This is a genomic window from Micromonospora sp. WMMD1082 (genome assembly GCF_029626175.1).
Lineage (GTDB): Bacteria > Actinomycetota > Actinomycetes > Mycobacteriales > Micromonosporaceae > Micromonospora.
In genome coordinates this window covers 4,004,818-4,023,820 of the sequence record NZ_JARUBM010000002.1, presented here as the reverse complement: position 1 = coordinate 4,023,820, position 19,003 = coordinate 4,004,818, and the positions used below count along the sequence as shown (strand labels likewise).

At 73.3% G+C, this 19,003-nt stretch carries 18 protein-coding genes and 1 pseudogene; 9 read left to right on the top strand and 10 right to left on the bottom strand.

Annotated elements, in window-relative coordinates:
• Positions 1-47: 47 nt before the first annotated feature.
• Positions 48-395, bottom strand: a pseudogene (locus tag O7615_RS18470) (MerR family transcriptional regulator); the annotation flags it as partial.
• A 101-nt stretch (positions 396-496) separates the two neighbouring features.
• Between O7615_RS18470 and O7615_RS18465 the strand changes: the two are divergent.
• Both O7615_RS18465 and O7615_RS18460 read left to right on the top strand, forming a co-directional pair.
• On the top strand, positions 497-1,195 hold the full coding sequence (locus O7615_RS18465) for an SDR family oxidoreductase (protein ID WP_278178947.1): 699 nt from the start codon (positions 497-499) through the stop codon (positions 1,193-1,195).
• 89 nt (positions 1,196-1,284) lie between these two features.
• Positions 1,285-3,477, top strand: a complete 2,193-nt coding sequence (locus tag O7615_RS18460; RefSeq protein WP_278178946.1) for a heavy metal translocating P-type ATPase — start codon at positions 1,285-1,287, stop codon at positions 3,475-3,477.
• A 10-nt stretch (positions 3,478-3,487) separates the two neighbouring features.
• On the opposite strand, the gene O7615_RS18455 is transcribed toward O7615_RS18460, so the two are convergent.
• The 5 genes from O7615_RS18455 to O7615_RS18435 all read right to left on the bottom strand — a co-directional run bounded on the left by O7615_RS18455 (position 3,488) and on the right by O7615_RS18435 (position 8,693).
• Positions 3,488-4,600 (bottom strand): ABC transporter ATP-binding protein, encoded by a 1,113-nt coding sequence (locus O7615_RS18455; RefSeq protein ID WP_278178945.1) that lies wholly within the window; start codon positions 4,598-4,600, stop codon positions 3,488-3,490.
• Positions 4,597-5,505, bottom strand: a complete 909-nt coding sequence (locus O7615_RS18450; protein WP_278178944.1) for an ABC transporter permease — start codon at positions 5,503-5,505, stop codon at positions 4,597-4,599. Before O7615_RS18450 ends, O7615_RS18455 begins: the two co-directional genes overlap by 4 nt.
• Positions 5,408-6,136: a molybdate ABC transporter substrate-binding protein gene (gene modA / locus O7615_RS18445; RefSeq protein ID WP_278182136.1), complete on the bottom strand. Its 729-nt coding sequence runs from the start codon at positions 6,134-6,136 to the stop codon at positions 5,408-5,410. Before modA ends, O7615_RS18450 begins: the two co-directional genes overlap by 98 nt.
• A gap of 56 nt (positions 6,137-6,192) precedes the next feature.
• On the bottom strand, positions 6,193-6,618 hold the full coding sequence (locus tag O7615_RS18440) for a TOBE domain-containing protein (protein ID WP_278178943.1): 426 nt from the start codon (positions 6,616-6,618) through the stop codon (positions 6,193-6,195).
• A 119-nt stretch (positions 6,619-6,737) separates the two neighbouring features.
• Positions 6,738-8,693 (bottom strand): ABC transporter ATP-binding protein, encoded by a 1,956-nt coding sequence (locus O7615_RS18435; RefSeq protein ID WP_278178941.1) that lies wholly within the window; start codon positions 8,691-8,693, stop codon positions 6,738-6,740.
• A 246-nt stretch (positions 8,694-8,939) separates the two neighbouring features.
• Between O7615_RS18435 and crcB (O7615_RS18430) the strand changes: the two genes are divergently transcribed.
• The 3 genes from crcB (O7615_RS18430) to O7615_RS18420 are packed head-to-tail and all read left to right on the top strand — an operon-like array spanning position 8,940 to position 10,872.
• Positions 8,940-9,419, top strand: coding sequence for a fluoride efflux transporter CrcB (gene crcB / locus O7615_RS18430; RefSeq protein WP_278178939.1), 480 nt, complete (start codon positions 8,940-8,942; stop codon positions 9,417-9,419).
• Positions 9,416-9,790 carry a fluoride efflux transporter CrcB gene (gene crcB / locus O7615_RS18425; protein ID WP_278178938.1) on the top strand — a complete coding sequence of 125 codons (375 nt, stop codon included), beginning with the start codon at positions 9,416-9,418 and terminating at the stop codon, positions 9,788-9,790. The genes crcB (O7615_RS18430) and crcB (O7615_RS18425) overlap by 4 nt, the downstream gene beginning before the upstream one ends.
• 41 nt (positions 9,791-9,831) lie before the next feature.
• Positions 9,832-10,872 carry a cation transporter gene (locus O7615_RS18420; protein ID WP_278178937.1) on the top strand — a complete coding sequence of 347 codons (1,041 nt, stop codon included), beginning with the start codon at positions 9,832-9,834 and terminating at the stop codon, positions 10,870-10,872.
• Between the two features lie 38 nt (positions 10,873-10,910).
• Here the strand turns inward: O7615_RS18420 and O7615_RS18415 are convergent, their stop codons facing one another.
• The 3 genes from O7615_RS18415 to O7615_RS18405 all read right to left on the bottom strand — a co-directional run bounded on the left by O7615_RS18415 (position 10,911) and on the right by O7615_RS18405 (position 13,641).
• Positions 10,911-11,957 (bottom strand): FUSC family protein, encoded by a 1,047-nt coding sequence (locus O7615_RS18415; protein ID WP_278178936.1) that lies wholly within the window; start codon positions 11,955-11,957, stop codon positions 10,911-10,913.
• A gap of 98 nt (positions 11,958-12,055) precedes the next feature.
• Positions 12,056-12,421, bottom strand: a complete 366-nt coding sequence (locus O7615_RS18410) for a sensory rhodopsin transducer (RefSeq protein ID WP_278178935.1) — start codon at positions 12,419-12,421, stop codon at positions 12,056-12,058.
• A complete protein-coding gene (locus O7615_RS18405) occupies positions 12,421-13,641 on the bottom strand; it encodes a D-arabinono-1,4-lactone oxidase (protein ID WP_278178934.1) in 1,221 nt (406 codons plus the stop codon). The genes O7615_RS18410 and O7615_RS18405 overlap by 1 nt, the downstream gene beginning before the upstream one ends.
• Positions 13,642-13,765: 124 nt before the next feature.
• On the opposite strand from O7615_RS18405, the gene O7615_RS18400 reads away from it, so the two are divergent.
• Positions 13,766-15,565, top strand: coding sequence for a glycoside hydrolase family 15 protein (locus O7615_RS18400; protein WP_278178933.1), 1,800 nt, complete (start codon positions 13,766-13,768; stop codon positions 15,563-15,565).
• A 114-nt stretch (positions 15,566-15,679) separates the two neighbouring features.
• A complete protein-coding gene (locus O7615_RS18395) occupies positions 15,680-16,453 on the top strand; it encodes a zf-HC2 domain-containing protein (RefSeq protein WP_278178932.1) in 774 nt (257 codons plus the stop codon).
• A gap of 66 nt (positions 16,454-16,519) precedes the next feature.
• Here O7615_RS18395 and O7615_RS18390 read toward each other — a convergent pair whose 3' ends face one another.
• Complete coding sequence (locus tag O7615_RS18390) at positions 16,520-17,089, bottom strand: sigma-70 family RNA polymerase sigma factor (protein WP_278178931.1); 570 nt, start codon at positions 17,087-17,089, stop codon at positions 16,520-16,522.
• A 104-nt stretch (positions 17,090-17,193) separates the two neighbouring features.
• On the opposite strand from O7615_RS18390, the gene O7615_RS18385 reads away from it, so the two are divergent.
• Both O7615_RS18385 and O7615_RS18380 read left to right on the top strand, forming a co-directional pair.
• Positions 17,194-18,018 (top strand): MEDS domain-containing protein, encoded by an 825-nt coding sequence (locus O7615_RS18385; RefSeq protein ID WP_278178930.1) that lies wholly within the window; start codon positions 17,194-17,196, stop codon positions 18,016-18,018.
• On the top strand, positions 18,015-18,971 hold the full coding sequence (locus O7615_RS18380; protein ID WP_278178928.1) for an anti-sigma factor RsbA family regulatory protein: 957 nt from the start codon (positions 18,015-18,017) through the stop codon (positions 18,969-18,971). Before O7615_RS18385 ends, O7615_RS18380 begins: the two co-directional genes overlap by 4 nt.
• Positions 18,972-19,003: the final 32 nt, after the last annotated feature.

Here is a 19,003-nt window from a genome sequence, read left to right as displayed (position 1 = left end):
GGCCCGGAGTGAACGGATGACGGTCCGTCGTCCATCACGTGCGCGCAGCCGCTGGCCGGGCTCTCGCTGTAGGCGATCACCGCGTCGAGCCGGTCGCGGGCCTCGGCCAGTCGGGAGATCTGCGCGTCGATGCGATCGCGTTCGGCGCGGAGCAGGGCGCGGGACTGAGGCGTGTTCACCTTGGCGTCGACGCACGGCAGCAGGTCGAGGACGGTCCGGCTGGACAGGCCGGCCGCGTAGAGCGTCTGGAGCAGTTGCACCCGGTCGACCGCGTCGTCCGAGTAGTCGCGCTGCCCACCGCCGGTACGGGCCGGAACCAGCAGTTGCTGCTCCTCGTAGTACCGCAGCGCGCGCACCGACACGCCCGTCCGCTCCGCCAACTCGCCGATCCGCACAACGCCCCCACCCTGGTCATGACCTGGGTCACGCCACTTGCACCTCACGTCTACGTCAGGTTCTAGCGTAGCCCGCATACCTGACGCAACGGGAGGCAACAATGAAGATCTCGGGTTCGGTAGCGCTGGTCACCGGCGCCAACCGTGGCCTCGGCCGGCACTTCGCCGAGCAGCTCCTCGCCCGCGGCGCGGCCAAGGTGTACGCGACGGCCCGCGACCCGCAGCGCATCGACGTGCCCGGGGTGCATCGGCTGCGGCTCGACATCACCGATCCGCACCAGGTCGCCGCTGCGGCGGAAGCGGCCGGTGACGTCACCCTGCTGGTCAACAACGCCGGCATCTCCACCGGTTCCAACCTGGTCACCGGCGACCTGGAGCTGATCCGGCAGGAGATGGAGACGCACTACTACGGCACGCTCGGCGTGGTGCGGGCCTTCGCCCCGGCGCTCGGTCGCAACGGCGGTGGGGCGATCCTCAACGTGCTGTCGGCGCTGTCCTGGTTCTCCTATGACGGGGCCAACGCGTACGGCGCGGCTAAGGCCGCCGCGTGGAGCCTGACCAACGGCGTACGGATCGAACTCGCCGCCCAGGGCACGCTCGTCACCGGCCTGCACCTGGGCGCCGCCGACACCGACATGAGCCGCGACTACGACGGCCCCAAGACCGATCCGGCGGACGTCGTCCGGGCGGCCCTCGACGGGGTCGAGTCCGGCCTCCTGGAGGTCGTCGCCGACGAGTGGTCGGCGCAGGTCAAGGCGTCCCTGGCCGGTGACCCCGGTCAGTTCTACGCCACCGCCTGACGCCGCCGCCGGGGATCTCGTCGAGGTGGGAGCACCACCGCCACCATATACCCCCACCGGGTATATGGTGGCGGTGAGGAGGCGATGAGATGTCCCACGGCGACCACGCCCGTCCCCCCGAGGAGCAGCCCGACCAGCACGCCGGGCACGACAAGCACGGTGGGCACGATCAGCACGGTGGGCACGACAAGCACGCCGGGCACGATCCGGAGGCGTTCCGGCGCAAGTTCTGGCTGACCCTGGCGCTGACCGTGCCGATCGTGGTCACCAGCCCCATGGTGATGGACTGGTTCGGCTACCAGCTGGACTTCCCCGGGATCGACCTGGTGGGGCCGGTGCTCGGCACGGTGGTCTTCGGTTACGGCGGCTGGCCGTTCCTCCAGGGCGCGGTACGCGAGATCCGCGACCGCGCGCCCGGGATGATGCTGCTGATCGCCATGGCGATCACGGTGGCCTACGTGGCGTCGCTGGCCACCGCGTTCGGCGCGTTCGACCTGGATTTCTGGTGGGAGCTGGCCGCGCTGGTCACCATCATGCTGCTCGGGCACTGGCAGGAGATGAAGGCGATCGGGCAGGCCCGGGGCGCCCTGTCGGCGCTGGCCGCGTTGCTGCCCGACGACGCGGAACGGCTCGGCCCGGACGGGCAGCCGCACCGGGTGCCGGTGACCGAGCTGCGCGTCGACGATCTGGTGCTGGTCCGCCCGGGTGCGCGCGTCCCGGCGGACGGGCAGATCGTCGAGGGCCGGGCCGAGCTGGACGAGTCGATGATCACGGGTGAATCGCGGCCGGTGTCCCGGTCGACCGGTGACCGGGTGGTGGCCGGCACGGTGGCCACCGACGCGGCACTGCGGATCCGGATAGCGGCGGTCGGCGACGACACCGCGCTCGCCGGCATCCAGCGGCTGGTGGCGCAGGCGCAGCAGTCCAGCGGTCGGGCGCAGGTGCTGGCCGACCGGTTCGCCGCCTGGCTGTTCTACATCGCCACCGCGACCGCCGTGGTCACGCTCCTGGTCTGGTCCGCGCTGGGCAGCCCGGACGAGGCGGTCGTGCGCACGGTGACGGTGCTGGTGATCGCCTGCCCGCACGCGCTCGGCCTGGCCATCCCGCTGGTGATCGCGCTGTCCACCGCGGTCGCCGCGAAGGGCGGCATCCTGGTCAAGGACCGGTTGGCGTTGGAGCGGATGCGCACCGTCGACACGGTCCTGTTCGACAAGACCGGCACGCTGACCCGGGGCGCGCACGTCGTCACCGGCGTCGCCGCCACCCGCACCACCGGGCAGGACCAGGCCGCCGGACCGGACCAAACCACCGAACCGGACCAGGCCACCGGACCGGACCAGGCCGGCATGACCGAACGGGACGTGCTCGCCATCGCGGCGGCGGTGGAGGCCGACAGCGAGCACCCGCTTGCCCGGGCGATCGTGGCCGCCGCCGCACAGCAGGGTGACCGGCGGGCGGCGACGGGATTCCAGTCGCTGACCGGCCGCGGGGTACGCGCCGAGGTGGACGCGGTGACCTGGGCCGTCGGCGGTCCGGCGCTGCTGCGGGAGTTCGACGTCCCGGTCCCCGACGACCTCGCCCGACACCAGCGGGACTGGTCGGGCCGGGGTGCCGCGGTGCTGTACCTGCTGCGACTGGACGAAGACCCGGGCCGGGACAGCGGCGATCGGCACGCCACCGTGCTCGGCGCCCTCGCCCTTGAGGACGAGGTGCGGCCGGAGGCCCGGCAGGCCATCGCCGACCTGCGCGGGCAGGGCATCCGGAAGATCGTGATGATCACCGGGGACGCACGTCCGGTCGCCGAGGCGGTCGCCGCCGACCTGGGGTTCCGCTCCGGTGAGGACGAGGTCTTCGCCGAGGTGCTGCCGGCCGACAAGGACGACGCGGTGACCGACCTGCAACGGCGGGGACTGCGGGTGGCCATGGTCGGCGACGGGGTCAACGACGCTCCCGCGTTGGCCCGCGCGAATGTGGGCATCGCGATCGGCGCCGGCACCGACGTGGCCATCGAGTCCGCCGGGGTGGTGCTCGCCTCGTCCGACCCGCGCGGCGTGACCGGAGTGATCCGGCTGTCCCGGGCCGCGTACCGGAAAATGATCCAGAACCTGGCCTGGGCCGCCGGTTACAACGTGGTCGCCCTGCCGCTCGCCGCCGGTGTGCTGGCCTGGGCCGGGGTGGTGCTGAGCCCGGCGGTCGCCGCGGTGCTGATGTCGGCCTCCACGATCGTGGTCGCGCTCAACGCCCAGTTGCTGCGCCGGGTCCGGCTACGCCCGCAGGACTGAGCCGCCCGGGTCAGGGTGCCGGTGCGGCGGGATAGGCGCGGGTCTCGGTGGCCTTCACCGCCGCCCAGACCGGCTGCCCGGGGGTCAGCTCCAGCTGGGCGGCGGCCGCCGGTGTCACGTCGGCGGCCACCTCGATCGGGCCGGTGAGCTGGATCCGCAGGTTGTCGCCGTGCCGCTGGATGCCGGCGATGGTGGCCGGCCAGGTGTTGCGGGGGCTGCCGTCGGGTTGCCGGGGATGCAGGGCCACGGCCGACGGCGGGAAGGCGACGAAGACGTCGCCGTCGTGCGGGTCTCCGGTGGTCAACCGGAAGCCGTCGGCGAGCCGGACGCGGTGCCCGGTGGCGTGTCCCCGGTAGAGGTTGAGCCCGACCAGCCGGGCCACGTAGTCGGTGCGCGGCTGCGCGGTCACGGTGGCGGCGCTGCCCTCCTGGACCACGCGGCCATGCTCGATGATGACCAGCCGGTCGGCGAGGACGAGGGCGTCGAGGGGGTCGTGGGTGACCAGCAGCGTGGCGCCGGCGTGCGCGGCGAGGTGCCGTTGCAACTGGGCCCGGGTGTCGAGCCGGGTGCCGGCGTCGAGCGCGGCCAGCGGCTCGTCGAGCAGCAGCAGCACCGGCTCGATGGCCAGGGCGCGGGCGAGCGCGACGCGCTGGGCCTGGCCGCCGGAGAGCTGCCGGGGCTTGCGGCGGGCCTGCTCGGCCATCCCCATCCGAGCCAGCCAGTCGGCGGCCCGCCGCCGGGCCTGCTGCCGGTTCAACCCGCGCCGGCGCGGCCCGAACGCGATGTTGTCCGCCGCACTGAGGTGCGGGAAGAGCAGGTAGTCCTGGAAGACCACGCCGATCGGGCGCCGCTCGGGCGGCGTCCACATCCGGCGGCCGGGGTGGTCGAGATCGCGGCCGGCCAGGGTGAGGTGCCCGGCCGCGAGCGGGAGCAGACCGGCGAGCGTACGCAGGGCGGTGGTCTTGCCGGCGCCGTTGGGCCCGAGGAGCGCGACGACCTCACCCGGATCGATGGTCAGCGGCAGGTCGAGCCGGAAGGTACCGCGATCGACGACGAGATGGGCGTCGAGCAGGGGCACAGCGCGGCTCGGCGCGGCGTCCCGTTCGGTCTGCCGGTCGGTCATGGCGTGCTGAGCCAGCGGTCGCGGAGGCTGGCGAGGATCACCACGGAGACGGTGAGCAGGATGAGGCTGAGCACGATCGCGGCCTCCAGGTCGGTCTCCAGGGCAAGATAGACGGCCAGCGGCATGGTCTGGGTACGGCCGGGATAGTTGCCGGCGAACGTGATGGTGGCGCCGAACTCGCCGAGGGCCCGGGCCCAGCAGAGCACCGCCCCGGCGGCGATACCGGGCGCGACGAGCGGCAGCGTGACGTGGGTGAAGGTGGTCCACCGGCCGGCGCCGAGGGTGGCGGCGGCCTCCTCGTAGCGGGTGTCGGCGGCACGCAGCGCCCCCTCCACGGCGATGATCAGGAACGGCATGGCGACGAACGCCTCGGCGAGGACGACGCCGGTGGTGGTGAACGGCAGGGTGATGCCAAAGGTCGAGTCGAGCCAGGAACCGAGCAGGCCGCGCCGGCCGAAGACCAGCAGCAGGGCGACGCCACCGACCACGGGAGGCAGCACCAGCGGGACGGTGACCAGGGCGCGGACCACCCGGCGGCCCGGGAACTCGACGCGGGCGAGCAGCCACGCCAGCGGGGTGCCGAGGACGAGGCAGAGCAGGGTGGCGAGGGTGGCGGACTGCACCGACAGCCGCAGCGCGGTGAGCACGCCCGGCTCGGTGAGCCGCTGGGCGAGCGTGCTCCACGGCGCCCGGACGAGCAGCCCGACCAGCGGCAGCACGAGGAAGGCCAGGCCCAGTGCGGCGGGCAGCAGCAGCGCGACCGGTACCCGGCCGGTGCGCCGGGTGCCCGCGAGCGACGCGGCGATCTCAGGGCGCCTGGAAGCCGGCCTCGGTGAGCACGCCGCGCCCGGTGTCGGAGCGGACGTACTCGACGAAGGCCCGGGCTGCCGGCTTGTTGGCCGCATCCTTCAACACGATGATCGGATAGTCGTTGATCGCCTCGGCGGACTCGGGGAACTCGATGCCGTCGACCTCGTCCGAGGCGGCCCGCGCGTCGGTGCGGTAGACCAGCGCCGCGTCGACCTCGCCCAGCCGGACCTTGGCCAGCGCCCGCTTGACGTCCTGTTCCAGGGTGACCGGGGTGAGGGCCACGCCGGCGGCGTCCAGGGCCGTGCGCGCCGCCGCGCCGCACGGCACCTGCTCGGCGCAGAGCGCGACCTTCGCGTCGGGCTTGGTGAGATCGCTCAGGCCGGTCACCCCGTCCGGGTTCCCCTTGGGTACGGCGATGACGAGCTGGTTGCGGACGAAGGTGACCGGTTCGCCGTCGCCGTTGCCGGCGTCCGTGACCGTCTTCATGTTGGCCGGCGCGGCGGAGGCGAAGACGTCGGCGGGCGCACCCTCGTTGATCTGAGTGGCGAGGGCGGAGCTGCCGGCGAAGCTGAAGGTCACCTGCACCCCCTGGTGGGCCGCCTCGAAGTCCTGGCCGATCCGGGTGAACGACTCGGTCAGTGACGCGGCGGCGAACACCGTCAGCTCGCCGCTGATCGCGTCGCCGCCGGCCGGTGGGTCGGCGGGATCATCGCCGCACCCCGCCAGGCCCAGCACCGCCAGTGCGGTGAACGCGGCCAGGATCGTACGGAAGCGTGCTGCTCTCACGAGTTGGCTCTCCCTCTGCTCCCGGCCGGCACGGCCGACTTCTCCACCACGACGGTGGTCGACTTGATCACCGCGACCGCCACCGATCCGACCTCCAGGCCGAGGTGGTCCACCGCCTCCCGGCTCATCAACGACACCAACCGGAACGGGCCGGCCTGGATGTCCACCTGGGCCATCACCGCGTCCTTGACCACGGCGGTGACGATGCCGCGCAGCCGGTTACGTGCCGAGGACTCCTCGGCGCGGCCGTCCGGGTCGTCGGCCTGCGCCCGGACGAACGCGGCGAGATCGACCCCGTCGACGACGCGGTGGCCCTGCTCGTCCCGGCCCGCGGTGAGCCGGCCGGCATCCACCCAGCGCCGCATCGTGTCCACACTGACACCGAGCAACTCGGCCGCCTCGCCCATCCGGAACAGTGCCACGGTGGCCATGTTAGACGGCGGCGACTACGGCCGATAGACGGTGGAACTCCTCTTATCTTCGATGGCGTGAGCCGGATTCAACCCGCAGATGCGAGCGCCCGATCCGCCGGCGAGCGCTTTCACTCTCCGTGTTGGCGAGGGCCGGGGATCCGGTCGGTGTCCGCGTACCCGGCGGCCTGGAGGGAGAACAGCTCGGCGTAGCGGCCACCCGCGGCCACGAGTTCGTCGTGGGTGCCCTCCTCGACCAGGCGACCGTGGTGCAGGACGAAGATCCGGTCGGCGTGCCGGACATTGGCCAGCCGGTGCGTGATGAGGATGGTGGTGGCCCGGCCCCGCCGGTCGCGGATGGCCTGGAAGAGTGCGTCCTCCGCGCGCGGGTCGAGGGCGGAGGAGGGCTCGTCCATCACCAGCAGTTCCGCGTCGCGGAGGAACCCCCGGGCGGCGGTGATCCGCTGCCACTGCCCGCCGGAGAGATCCTGACCCTTGGCGAAGGTGCGATCGAGCAGCGTCTCGTACCCGTGGGGCAGCTCGCGGATCATCTCGTCGGCGACGGCACGGGCGGCGGCGGCCTCGATCCGGTCCTGCCGGGCCTCGGCGTCGATGTCGCCGATGGCGATGTTCGTGGCGGCGGTGAACGGCCACTTGTGGTACTCCTGGGTGACCACGGCGATGCGGTCACGCAGCCCGTCGCGGTCCCACTCGGGCAGCGGCCGCCCGTTCCAGCGGATCACTCCGTCGCTGGGCGTACGCAGACCGGCGATCATCGCGGCGAGGCTGCTCTTGCCCGAGCCGTTCTCCCCGACGAAGGCCACCGTCTGCCCCGCCTCGACGGTCAACGTCACCCCGTCGACCGCGGCGCTGTCGCGGTCCGGGTAACGCAGACTGACCCCGTCCACGGCCAGTACCCGCAGCCGGTCGGGTGACTCCGCCGTCACCCGCTCCGGCAGGTAGGCGGCGGCCCGGGCCATGAAGCCGGTGTAGTCGCGGAAGTGCTGGCCCTCGGTGTAGACGCGGTCCATCTGGAAGGTCACCACGGAGAGCGAGCGCTGCGCCGCCTGCACCGCGATCACGCAGGTCGCCGCCGCCGCGAGCGGGATCTGTCCGTCGATGAGCAGCAGCCCGAGCAGCACATAGACCACGGCGGTGGCGACTCCCCCGATCATCGACCCCACCGTGATGGTCGTGGTGACCCGGCGAGCCAGGGCCAGCTCGATGTCGGTCTCCACCCTCATCACCCGGTCGTACTGGTCGAGCAGGAACCGGCGCAGCCCGTACGAGCGCAGCTCCGGCGCCGAGGCCCGTTCCGCCATCAGCCGGTGCAGCAGCCACATCCGGCGCCGCCGGACCGAGCCGGCGATGTAGGTCTGGTAGCGCAGGTGTCCCGCCCGCAGCGACGCCCACGCGTTCGGCACGGTCGCGACCAGCAGCGCCGGCAGCAACAGCGGATGGATCACCACGACGGCGACCGCCACCGCGACCACCCCCACCAGCCCGGCGAGCAGGTTCATCGAGGCGGGCACCAGGCTGACCGCCGACTCGGTGCCCCGGGAGGCGCGCTCCATGTCGTCGGCGAACGCGTCCGCGTCGAAGGCCTCCAACCGGACCGCGGTGGTCACCTCGAACAGCCCTCGCTCGACCTCCCGGCTCACCCGGGGCGTCAGCCCGTTCAGCGCGTACCCGGTGGCGATCGCCATGCCGGAGCGCACCCCGGTGGCGGCGGCCAGGACCGCGAGCGCCGGCAGCGCGGCCACCACCTTCTCTCCGGTCGGTCCGCCGGCGAACAACTCGACCAGCACCCGCTGCGTCGCCAGCAGCCCGAACGCCGACATCACCCCGGCGCCGACCGTCGCCACCGCCACCACCGAGGTCCGCAACCGGTCGGCCTGCCAACTGATCCGCAGGGCCGCCCGGACCAGCCTCGGCAGCCCGGCGAAGACGGCGAACAGGCCGGCCTGCGTCCGCGCCCGCATTCCCGTCTCCCACCACATCGCCCGCAGCTCGGGGAGCACCGACTCCCCCACCAGCGGATCGGCCCGTTCGGATCGGCGGCGACGGCGGGTCGACGTGGCGGCCATGGAGATACCTCCCTGAGGGTCGGCGACGCGCGGTCGCCGCCGACGGCGACGCGCGGCGGGCACCGCTCGGGGCGGAGGGGATGCGCCACTGCCATAGCCGAAGGCACTCGACCAGCCACTTATAGTCACCGTCGATGCGGCGGCGGTCCAGCCCTTTCGGCGCGCCGACACCGCCCGGCCGGTCGCCGGGCAGCCCGTGCCCGGCAGCGCTATCCTCGGCAACCGGGTACGGGTAGGGGGTGTTCCGTGCGGCCCGAGCCGCCCACCGATCCGGATGTCGACCTCAGCGTCGCGCGCCACCGCGCGGAGTTGCGGGGCGGCACCGCCAGCCTGCTCCTCGCGATCGCTGTCGGCGGCGTGGTCGGTTCGCTGGCGCGGCATGGGCTGAGCGTGGCCGTTCCGCACCCGCCCGACGGCTTTCCGTGGGCCACCTTCACCGTCAACGTCTCGGGCTGCCTGCTCATCGGCGTGCTAATGGTGCTGATCACCGAGGCGTGGACGGCACCACGACTGGTCCGGCCGTTCCTCGGCGTCGGCGTCCTCGGTGGCTACACCACCTTCTCCACGTACGCCGTCGAGGTGCAGCAGGCGGTGGCCGTCGGCGCGGCGCGAACCGCGCTGTGGTATCTCGCCGGCACCCTCGTCGCCGCCCTCACCGCGGTCCGGGTCGGCATGACGCTGACCCGCCTGGCGACCGGCGCGGGCCGGAACCGGGGCGCGGGATGAGTGTGCTCCTCGTGGCGCTCGGCGCCGCCGTCGGTGCGCCACTGCGCTACCTGGTCGACCGGGCGGTCCAGGCGCGGTACGGCTCCGCGTTCCCCTGGGGCACCCTCATCGTCAACGTGGTGGGCTCGCTCGTCCTCGGTGTCCTGATCGGTGGCGCCGCCGTGGGCGCGGTGCCCGGTTCCCTGGTCACCCTGCTCGGCACCGGCCTGTGCGGGGCGCTGACCACCTACTCGACGTTCGGTTACGAGACCGTACGGCTCTTCGAGGACGGCACCCGCGGGTACGCGCTGCTCAACGCCGGGCTCAGCGTCGCCGCGGGTCTCGGCGCCGCCTTCGCCGGGGTGGCCCTCGCCGAGGCACTCTGGTCCTGACCGGCCGGGTTCGGGCGGGGCTTTCCGGGAATCCCCGGCCGGTGGCGGACATCCTGACGCCTCCGTGGCCGCTGGGCTGGAGCATCGGCGTGTTTCTGCTCGCCGGTGTGGTCACCGTGCTCGGCAGCATCCGGCTGGTCGCGCTGGGCGACACCCTCGCCGACCGTACGGGCTGGGGTGAGGCGCTGTTCGGGGCGGTCTTCTTCGGGCTGGCCACCTCGCTGTCCGGGATCGTGATGACGGCGGTGGCCGCGGCCGGCGACCAGCCGCAGCTCGGCTACGGCAACGCCGTCGGTGGCATCGCCGCCCAGACCACCGCGGTGGCCGTGGCCGACGCCTTCCACCGCCGGGCCAACCTGGAACACGCGGCGGCGTCGCTGTCGAACCTGCTCTTCGGTGCGCTGCTCATCGCGCTGCTGTCACTCGCTCTGCTGGGCAGCTTCGCGCCCGACATCGCCATCGCCGGCCTGCACCCCGCCTCGTACGCGATGGTCGGCTGCTACCTCGGCGGGCTGCACCTGGTCCGCCGGGCCGGCGCGAGCCCACCCTGGCAGGCCGTCGCCACCGCCGAGACGCTCCCGGACGTCCCCCACGAACACGGCGAGTTGGATCGCCGACGCTCGGCCTGGCTGTGGCGCCGGTTCGTCCTCGTCGGCCTGCTGGTCGCCGCCGGTGGGTGGGTCATCGCGCTGGCCGCCGAGAACCTTCTCACGGTCACCGGCCTCAGCGCGGGCTTCGTCGGTGCGAGCCTGATGGGCGCGGTCAACGCCGTGCCGGAAACGGTCACCGCCGTGGCCGCCGTCCGGCGTGGCGCGCCCACCCTGGCGATCGCCGCCGTGCTCGGCGGCAACAGTCTGGACGCGCTCAACCTCGTCGTCGGCGACATCGCCTACCGGGGCGGCTCGATCTACCATGCCGCCGGCACGGAGGAACTCTTCGTCACCACCACCGCCCTGTTCATGACCGCGACCCTGCTCGGCGGGCTGCTCGTCCGGCAGGCGTGTGGGTGGGGCCGGCTCGGCTTCGAGGGGATCGTGCTGCTCGGCACGTACGTCGTGATGACCGCCGCACTCGTCGCCTGAGCCGCACGGCCCGCTGCGTCACCGGTCCGTTGGGCGCGTCACCGGCCGGCGGCGGCGTGCCGGACCAGTCGGCGTGCCTCCTCGCTCGGCACACCGGTGGCGCGCAGCATGTCGTTGGCGATGCTCCGCAGCTGGGACACCACGATCGTGCCGGAGAAGCCGATCTCCTGCCGGCACGCCTCACCGGCGTCGCGGACGGCCCGCAGCACCCGTTCCCGGGTACGCACCGGCTCCCGCATCGCCAGGAACTCCTCGTGCAGCAGGCACACGCCCTGCCCGAAGTGCTCGACGGCGGCGGGCAGGCCGGCCGGCACCGGTTCGTGGTCGCGCAGCGCCGTGGCGGCCCGGCGGACCAGCGTCCGGCTGCTGCGGAACGCCCGGTCCAGATGCTCGGCACCGGCGCCGTACGCGGCCAGCGCCCGGCGTCGCCGCCAGCGCAGCGGCGAGAACCGGACCACCTCCTCGGCCGCGGTCACCACGTCACTGACCTGCCGCAGCTGCTTCTCGGAGGCGTGCATGTCGTCCAGCACGCCGTCGACCTGGCCGATGTCCCCCTTGGCCAACCCGTCCGCCGCCGCCGTCATCTGCCGGGCGAAGGTGTCCAGGGCCGGCCCGGCCACCCGGCGTACGCTCCGGGTCGGGTTCATCGGTGCCAGCAGGAGCACCACGACCAGTCCGGTCAACCCGCCCACCAAGGCGTTGGTCGTCCGGGGCAGGACGACGTCCGGCGCGCCCGGGGTGAGGGTGGCGACCAGCACCGCCGCGCTGCCGGCCTGGGTCACCAGGGCGCCGGTGCCGCGCACGGCCACCGCCACGAGCAGCGCCCCGAACACGATCACGAACGTCTGCCACGGGCCGGTGCCGATCGCCTCGACCAGCAGATCGCCGATCAGGACACCGATCGTCACCCCGACGATCAGTTCGCCGGCCCGGCGGGCCCGCCGGCCGATCGCGGTGGCGATCACACCGACCGCCGCGGCCGGGGCGAAGGTGGGTTCCGGGTTGCCCAACACCTGGTTGGCCACCACGAAGGCCAACGACGCGGCCAGCGCGCCCTGGAAGGCCAGGATCAGGTACTGCTGCAAGCGGCGATAGCCCCTCCGGCCGGCGGCCGAGACACGCCCCCGGAGGCTCTCCACCGAGATCCGCATGGCCCCGGTTACCCGGTGCGCCGCGCGGCAAGCTATCCGATGGGATGGGCCATCGTGCCGGTGAGCGCCACCGTGCCCGGCAGCCGGGTGTCCTGCCGCAGGAACTGCACCACCACCGGGATCGGGGAGCGCAGCACGCAGCCGTACGGGCGGTCGAGACGGACGGCCTCCGGATCGATCAGGTCGTTGACGCGTACGTGCCGGATCCGGCGGGCGCCGACGACGATCCGGTACGGCCCGACCGGTTCGACGTCCTCGTAGTAGAAGACGAGCGTCAGATCCGCCTCGGTGTCCGTGGTGTTCAGCACGCAGAGCTGGTCGAAGCTGGTGAACTCCGGTTCGCCGCCGGTGCCGCCGAACGGGACGTGCCCACCGGGCACCGCCCACACCTGCGCCATCACGCCTCCTCCAACAGCCGGGCCAGGTCGGGGGTGAGGAACACCCCGTCCGGGTCGAGGCGGCGACGCGCCGCCTGGAAGTCGTCCCAACGGGGAAAGAGGGGACGCAGTTCGCGGGCGGTCAGCCAGTGCTTCTTGCCCCAGTGCGGCCGGCCGCCGTACTGCCGGAAGACGGCCTCCATGTCCCGGAAGTACTCCTCGTAGGGCAACGAGGTGTTCTGCAGGCAGGCGATGGTGGTGGTGGAGCGACCGTACGCGTTGCTGAGCCAGATGTCGTCGGCGGCGATGGTCCGCACCAGCACCCGCCAGGCCACGGTGCGCCGGTGCCGGTTCAGGATCCGCCGCCGGACCTCGGCGAAGCAGGCCGGGAACGCCTCCGACGGGAGCATGTACTCGATCTCCTCGAAGCGCAGCGTGCGGTCCTGCGGGATGGTGCGGTGGGTCGGCCCGATCTTCAGCTCGCGCGGTTCGTTCCACGGGCCCGAACCGACCACCCGGCGGGGCGCCCACATCCGGCCCTCGATCGGGTCCTCGGCCCGGTTCAGGGTGCGGATCTGGGTCAGGTCGCTGCGCGGATACCAGTAGAAGTCCATGTTGCGGTTGGTGTGCTGCAGCTCGGCCAGGTGGTCCAGGGTCCACTCGATCGGCGCGCACAGCGCCATCCGGCGCAGCTCGTAGCGGGGTTGCACGTCGAGGGTCAGCTGGGTGACCACGCCCAGCGCGCCGAGGGAGAGCCGGGCCGCCGGCAGCAGGTCGGTGTTCCGGGTCGCGGAGACGTCCAGCACCTCCCCGGTGCCGGTGACCAGCCGCAGCTCCGCCACCTGGGTGGAGAGATTGCCGAAGCCGAGGCCGGTGCCGTGCGTACCGGTGGCGGTGGCGCCCGCGATGGACTGGTAGTCCACGTCACCGAGGTTGTCCATGGCCAGCCCGGCCTCGTAGAGCCCCTCACCCAGTGCCTTCAGCCGGCTGCCACCCCGGACCGTGGCCCGTTCCCCCGCCTGGTCCACCACCCCACCCATCCGGTCCAGGCTGACCAGGATGCCGTCGTCGGTGCGGACCAGTGGGCTCGACGAGTGCCCCGAGCCGACCGGCCGCAGGGTGGTCCCCGACTCGCGGGCCCGCAGCACCAGCTCCCGCACCTCGTCCTCGTCGGCCGGCTCGGCGTACCCGGACGGGGTGAACGTGAGGCTGCCGGACCAGTTCACGAACGGACGCGACACCCCGCAACCTCCTTCTGGCGGACGAACCGTGCGCTTACCCCCGAGCCTGCGGGGTAGTCGTATGCATCCGCGCCCAGGCCGCCTTCCTCGACCACTTCGGCACCCACGTCCTTCCGGAGCTGCGATGACCTATCCCTCGATCGACTCGTACGCCTTCCTCTCCGACACCCACACCGCAGCGCTGGTCGCCGCCGACGGGGCGGTCGAATGGTTCTGCGTGCCGCACTTCGCCGGCGACGCCGTCCTCGCCCGGCTGCTGGACCGCCAGACCGGTGGCGCGCTCGACCTCTCCGTGGCCGGCTGTCCCGGCCCGAGCCGGCGGTACCTGCCCGACACCCTCGTGCTGGAGAGCCGGTACGTCACCCCGGACGGGACGGCCCTCGTCCACGATTTCCTGGCGGTGGCCCCCGGCGAGGCCGAACAGCCGCTGCGCGCGGACAAGCTCCTGGTCCGCCGGGTGACGGTCGAGCAGGGCACGATCCGGCTGGCCCTGCGGGTGCGGCCCCGGGTCGGGTACGGCGCCCGTGAGGTGGCCTGGGAACAGGTCGACGGGCGGTGGCGGGCGACCGACACCCCGCTCTGGGTCGACTCCGACCTGCCCGCCGAGGTGACCGGCGGTGTGCTGCGGGTGGCGGCGGAGCTGTCCGCCGGGCAGACGGCGGCCCTGCTGGTCGGCTACGGCGACAACCCGGCCGAGCCCGCCGGGGCCGCCGAGCTGTTCGGGCGTACCTGCCGGACCTGGCAGACGTGGTCGGCGCGCAGCGACTACCGCGGGTTCGGCGCGGATGCCGTCCGGCACAGCGCGCTCGTGCTGCGGGGGCTCTCCTTCGACGAGACCGGTGCGCTGATCGCCGCACCCACCACCAGCCTGCCGGAGGAGATCGGCGGGGTACGCAACTGGGACTACCGGTACGCCTGGCACCGGGATGCCGCGCTGCTGCTGTTGGCGCTCTTCCGCCTCGGCCATGCCGAGGAGGGCCGGCGGTACCTGCACTTCCTGATCTCCATCTGTACCGGCCGGCTGCTGACCCCGCTGGTCAGCATCCACGGCAGCACCGCCGAGGAGCGGGAGCTGCCGCACCTGGACGGGTACGCCGGCTCCCGGCCGGTACGCATCGGCAACGAGGCTGCCGAGCAGGTGCAGTTCGACACGTACGGGCATGTGCTGGATGCCGCCCTGGCGTATCACCAGCTCACCGGCGAGCTGACCGACGAGCAGTGGGCGCTGCTGCGCAGGCACGTCGAGGTGATGGCCGAGCGGTGGCAGGAGCCGGACCACGGCATCTGGGAGGTACGCGGGCCGCGCCGGCACTACGTCAACGCAAAGGTGATGACCTGGGTCTGCCTGGACCGGGGCATCCGCCTGGCGGAGTTGCTCGACGACCGGTCAGCGAAGATCGAACGCTGGCGGGCCGCCCGGGACGCGGTGCACGCGGAGGTCCTGGACCGCGGCTTCGACGCGCAGGTCGGCAGCTTCGTGATGGCGTACGACTCGACCGAGCTGGACGCCTCCCTGCTGCGTATCCCCCTGGTCGGGTTCCTGCCCGGCGACGACCCCCGGATGCAGGCCACCATCGACCGGCTGCGCGAGCAGCTGGAGATCGGTCCCGGCCTGGTGCGGCGCTACGTGGCCGACGACGGGTTGCCGGGCGAGGAGGGCGCCTTCCTGCTCTGCTCGTTCGAGCTGGTCTCGGCGCTGGTGCTGGCCGGCCGGCGGGACGAGGCCCGCAAGGTCTTCGACCAGCTCCTCGGGTACGCCGGCCCGCTCGGCCTCTACGCCGAGCAGCTCGCCGCCGACGGGACGGCGTTGGGTAACTACCCGCAGGCGTTCACCCACCTCGCGCTCATCGAGGCCGCGCTGAACCTCGACGGCGCGGGCGACCGGGAGGCGCTGCACGCCTGGGCGGCCCGGGGCGGCCCCTGACCCGCCGGCTCCTGCGCCCCGGCGGGGTCCGGCGATCGGGCCGCCCGGGCAGGGTCCGGCGATCGAGGTCGTCCGGGCGGGAACCACGCCGAGCCGGGGAGCGACTATCGATACATGGGGTGCGAGCAGTGGCGGGAGATCCTGTCGGCGCAGTTGGACGGCGAGGCCACGGCGGACGAGCAGCACACGGCCGGGCTGCATCTGGAGACCTGCGCCGGCTGCCGAGCCTGGCTGGACTCGGCGGCGACGGTGACCCGGCGGGCGCGTACCCAGGTGGTGACCTCGCTGCCGGACCTGACCGGAGCGATCCTCGCCGCCGCACCGCCGCCCCGCCAGCGCTGGCGCACGCTCGCCGCCGCCGTTGCCGCGCGCTGCGGCCGGCTGCCGCTCGCCGGACGCGCCACCCTGGTCACCAGGCTGCGGGCCGCGCTGGGCCTGCTCGGAGCGGTGCAGCTGGTCCTCGGGCTGGCCCAGGTCGGCCGGACCGAGGTCGCCGTGCACCTGCACGCCACCGGCCAGCACCTGTGGCACGAGTCCGCCGCCTGGAACGTCGCGGTCGGCGCCGGTTTCCTCTTCGTCGCCCTGCGCCGGACCTCGCCCTCCGGGCTGCTGCCGATGCTCGGCGCCTTCGTGGGAACCCTCGTGCTGCTGTCGGTCAACGACCTCGCCGCCTCGCAGGTCGCCACGGAACGCCTGGTCAGCCACGGGTTCCTGGTGGTCGGCTACCTGATCACCGTGCTGCTGGCGCGCAGCTCGCCGCCAGCCGGTGACCCGAGCGAGCGGCACCGGCCGGAGCGGCCCCGCTGGCGGCTGCGGCTCGACGAGACCGACGAGCCGACTCCGCTACGCCTGCTCCCGCCCCACCCCCACGCGCACTCGCCGAGTTGACGATGAGGTAAGCGGCGAAGCTGATCCCTTCGACCGCCGCCAACCTCGTGATCAACGCGGAAGGGATCAGGTGGCGGTGTGGGGACGGGGGGCGGCCGTGGGATGCATCGCCGCGATCAACTCCTCGCGGGCGCGGGCCACCCGGGAGCGGATGGTCCCGACCGGCACGTCACACACCTGCGCGGCCTCGGCGTAGGACAGGCCGAGCAACTGGGTGGTCACGAACGCCTCCCGGCGCTCGGGGGCGAGGCCGGCGAGCAGCCCGTGGAGCACCACCTGCTCGTCCACCCCGGCGCGCCTCCCGGCCGGCGTCGCCTCCGCCACGGCCTGCCAGTCGGTGAGGTTCGCGGTGCGGGGCCGGGAGGTGGCGGCGCGCACCTGGTCCACGGCGACCCGGCGGGCGATGGCGAGCAGCCAGGTCCGCGCCGTGGACCGGCCGGCGAACGACGGCAGGGCCCGCCAGGCCCGCAGGTACGTCTCCTGGACCAGGTCGTCGACCTCCCGCACCCCGGGGAGGTGGCTCAGGAACCGGCGCACGTCGTGCTGCGTCGCCCGCACGAACGCTGCGGCGGCGGCGTGGTCGCCCCGGCCCGCGGCGATCGCGTACCCGCTGATGTCGTCGGTCACTGCTGTCATCGCCGTATTGGTCGAACGGCATCGCCGGTTGGTTCCCGGGCGACCCAAACAATCGAAGTTTATGCATATCTAGCCCGCCCGGGCCGCGCCGTAGACTGCACCCCATGAGTGGCCAGGCTCGACGGTACGGGCACCTGTGCTGGGCGTACGACGACCGCGCCGGGTTCATGGCCCGTGCCGTGGAGTTCCTGCGCGCCGGCCTCGCCGCCGGCGAGCGGGTCTGGCTCGTCGTCGCCGGTCCACCCGAGCCGATCCGGGACCGGCTGCTCGGTCTCGACGACTTCGCCACGGCGCTGGCGGCCGGGGCCGCCGAGGTGCGCTCCCTCGACGGGGCGTACACCAGCGTCGCGGTGACCGATCCCGCCAGCCAGGTGGCGGCCTACCGGGCGGCCACCCGGACGGCGCTCGCCGACGGTTACACCGGGCTCCGGGTGGCCGCCGAGGCCACCGGGCTGGTCCGCACGCCCGCCCAGCGCGACGCGTTCGCCCGCTACGAGCACCGCGTCAACGAGATGATGGTCACCGAGGCGTTCCGGGCCATGTGCGGGTACGACCGTGCGGAGCTGGGCGACCGGGCGGTAGCCGAGTTGGCCTGCCTGCACCCGGAGCACAACGTCGACGACCTGCTGTTCCGGTTGTACGCCGCACCGCCGCACGCGGGGCAGGTCGCCCTCGCCGGGGAACTCGACCCGTCCAACCACGACCTGTTCCGCACCGCGTTGGATCGCGCTGACCTGGCGCCCGTCGGCGACGAGTTGGTGCTGGTCGCCGACGCGCTGCGCTTCCTCGACCACCGGGCGCTCATCCATCTGAGCGAGTACGCCCAGGACCGCGACGCCACCCTCGTGCTGCGCGCCGCCCGCTCCGGGGTGGCGCGGCTCGCCGCCCTGCTGGACCTGCCCGCCCTGCGGGTGGAGGTGCTCCGGTGAGGACCGGTCCGGCCGCCGGGCGCACCGGCTACTTCCACGAGGCTCTCTGCTACCGCTCGGACGAGGAGCTGCTCGCCGTGGCGGTGCCGTTCCTGCTGGGCGGCGTCGAGGCGGGTGAGCCCACCGTCGTGGCGCTCGACGAGCGTGCCGGCGGCCTGGTCCGCGCCGCCCTGCCGGCCGAGGCGAAGGTCGAGTTCCTGTCCGGCGGTGACGTCTACGCCCGGCCCACCGCGACCATCCGGATGTATCGCCAGCTCCTCGCCGACCTGGTGGCCGGTGGCGCCAGCCAGATCCGGATCATCGGCGAGGTGCCCTCGGTCGGCCTCGGTTCCGGCTGGGACTGGTGGGCCCGGTACGAGGCGGCGATCAACCACGCGTACGACGACTGGCCGCTCTGGAGCATGTGCGCGTACGACACCCGGACCACGGCGACCTCGGTGCTGGCGGACATCGCCGCCACCCACCCGCGCTTCGCCACGGCCGGCGACCGGCACCTGCCCAGCGCCGACTACGTCGCACCGGAAACCTTCCTGCGCCGGGAGCGAGCGGTGCCGCCCGACCCGATCCAGACGGCCCCGCCGCTGGTCGAGTTGGTCGCCCCGTCCGCCGCGCAGGCTCGCGCGGCGGTGCACCAGGTCGCTCAGGGTCGGCTGCCGGACGACGAGTTCGACGACTTCGTCGTCGCCGTCAGCGAGGTCGTCACCAACGGGTTGCGGCACGGCCGGCCGCCGGTCCGGTTCCGGCTGTGGGCGGGTACGGACCGCGTGGTGGCCACCGTCAGCGACACCGGCACCGGTCCGGCCGACCCGTACGCGGGGCTGCTGCCGTCCCGTGCTGGGGAGCCGGGCGGGCTGGGCCTGTGGATCACCCACCAGTCGTGCCGCCACGTCACCCACTATCGGGACGCCGAGGGCTTCACCCTCCGGCTCACCGCCGGCCGACCGCCGCAGTAGCCACACCCGAGCCGGACACGCGACCGCCGGGC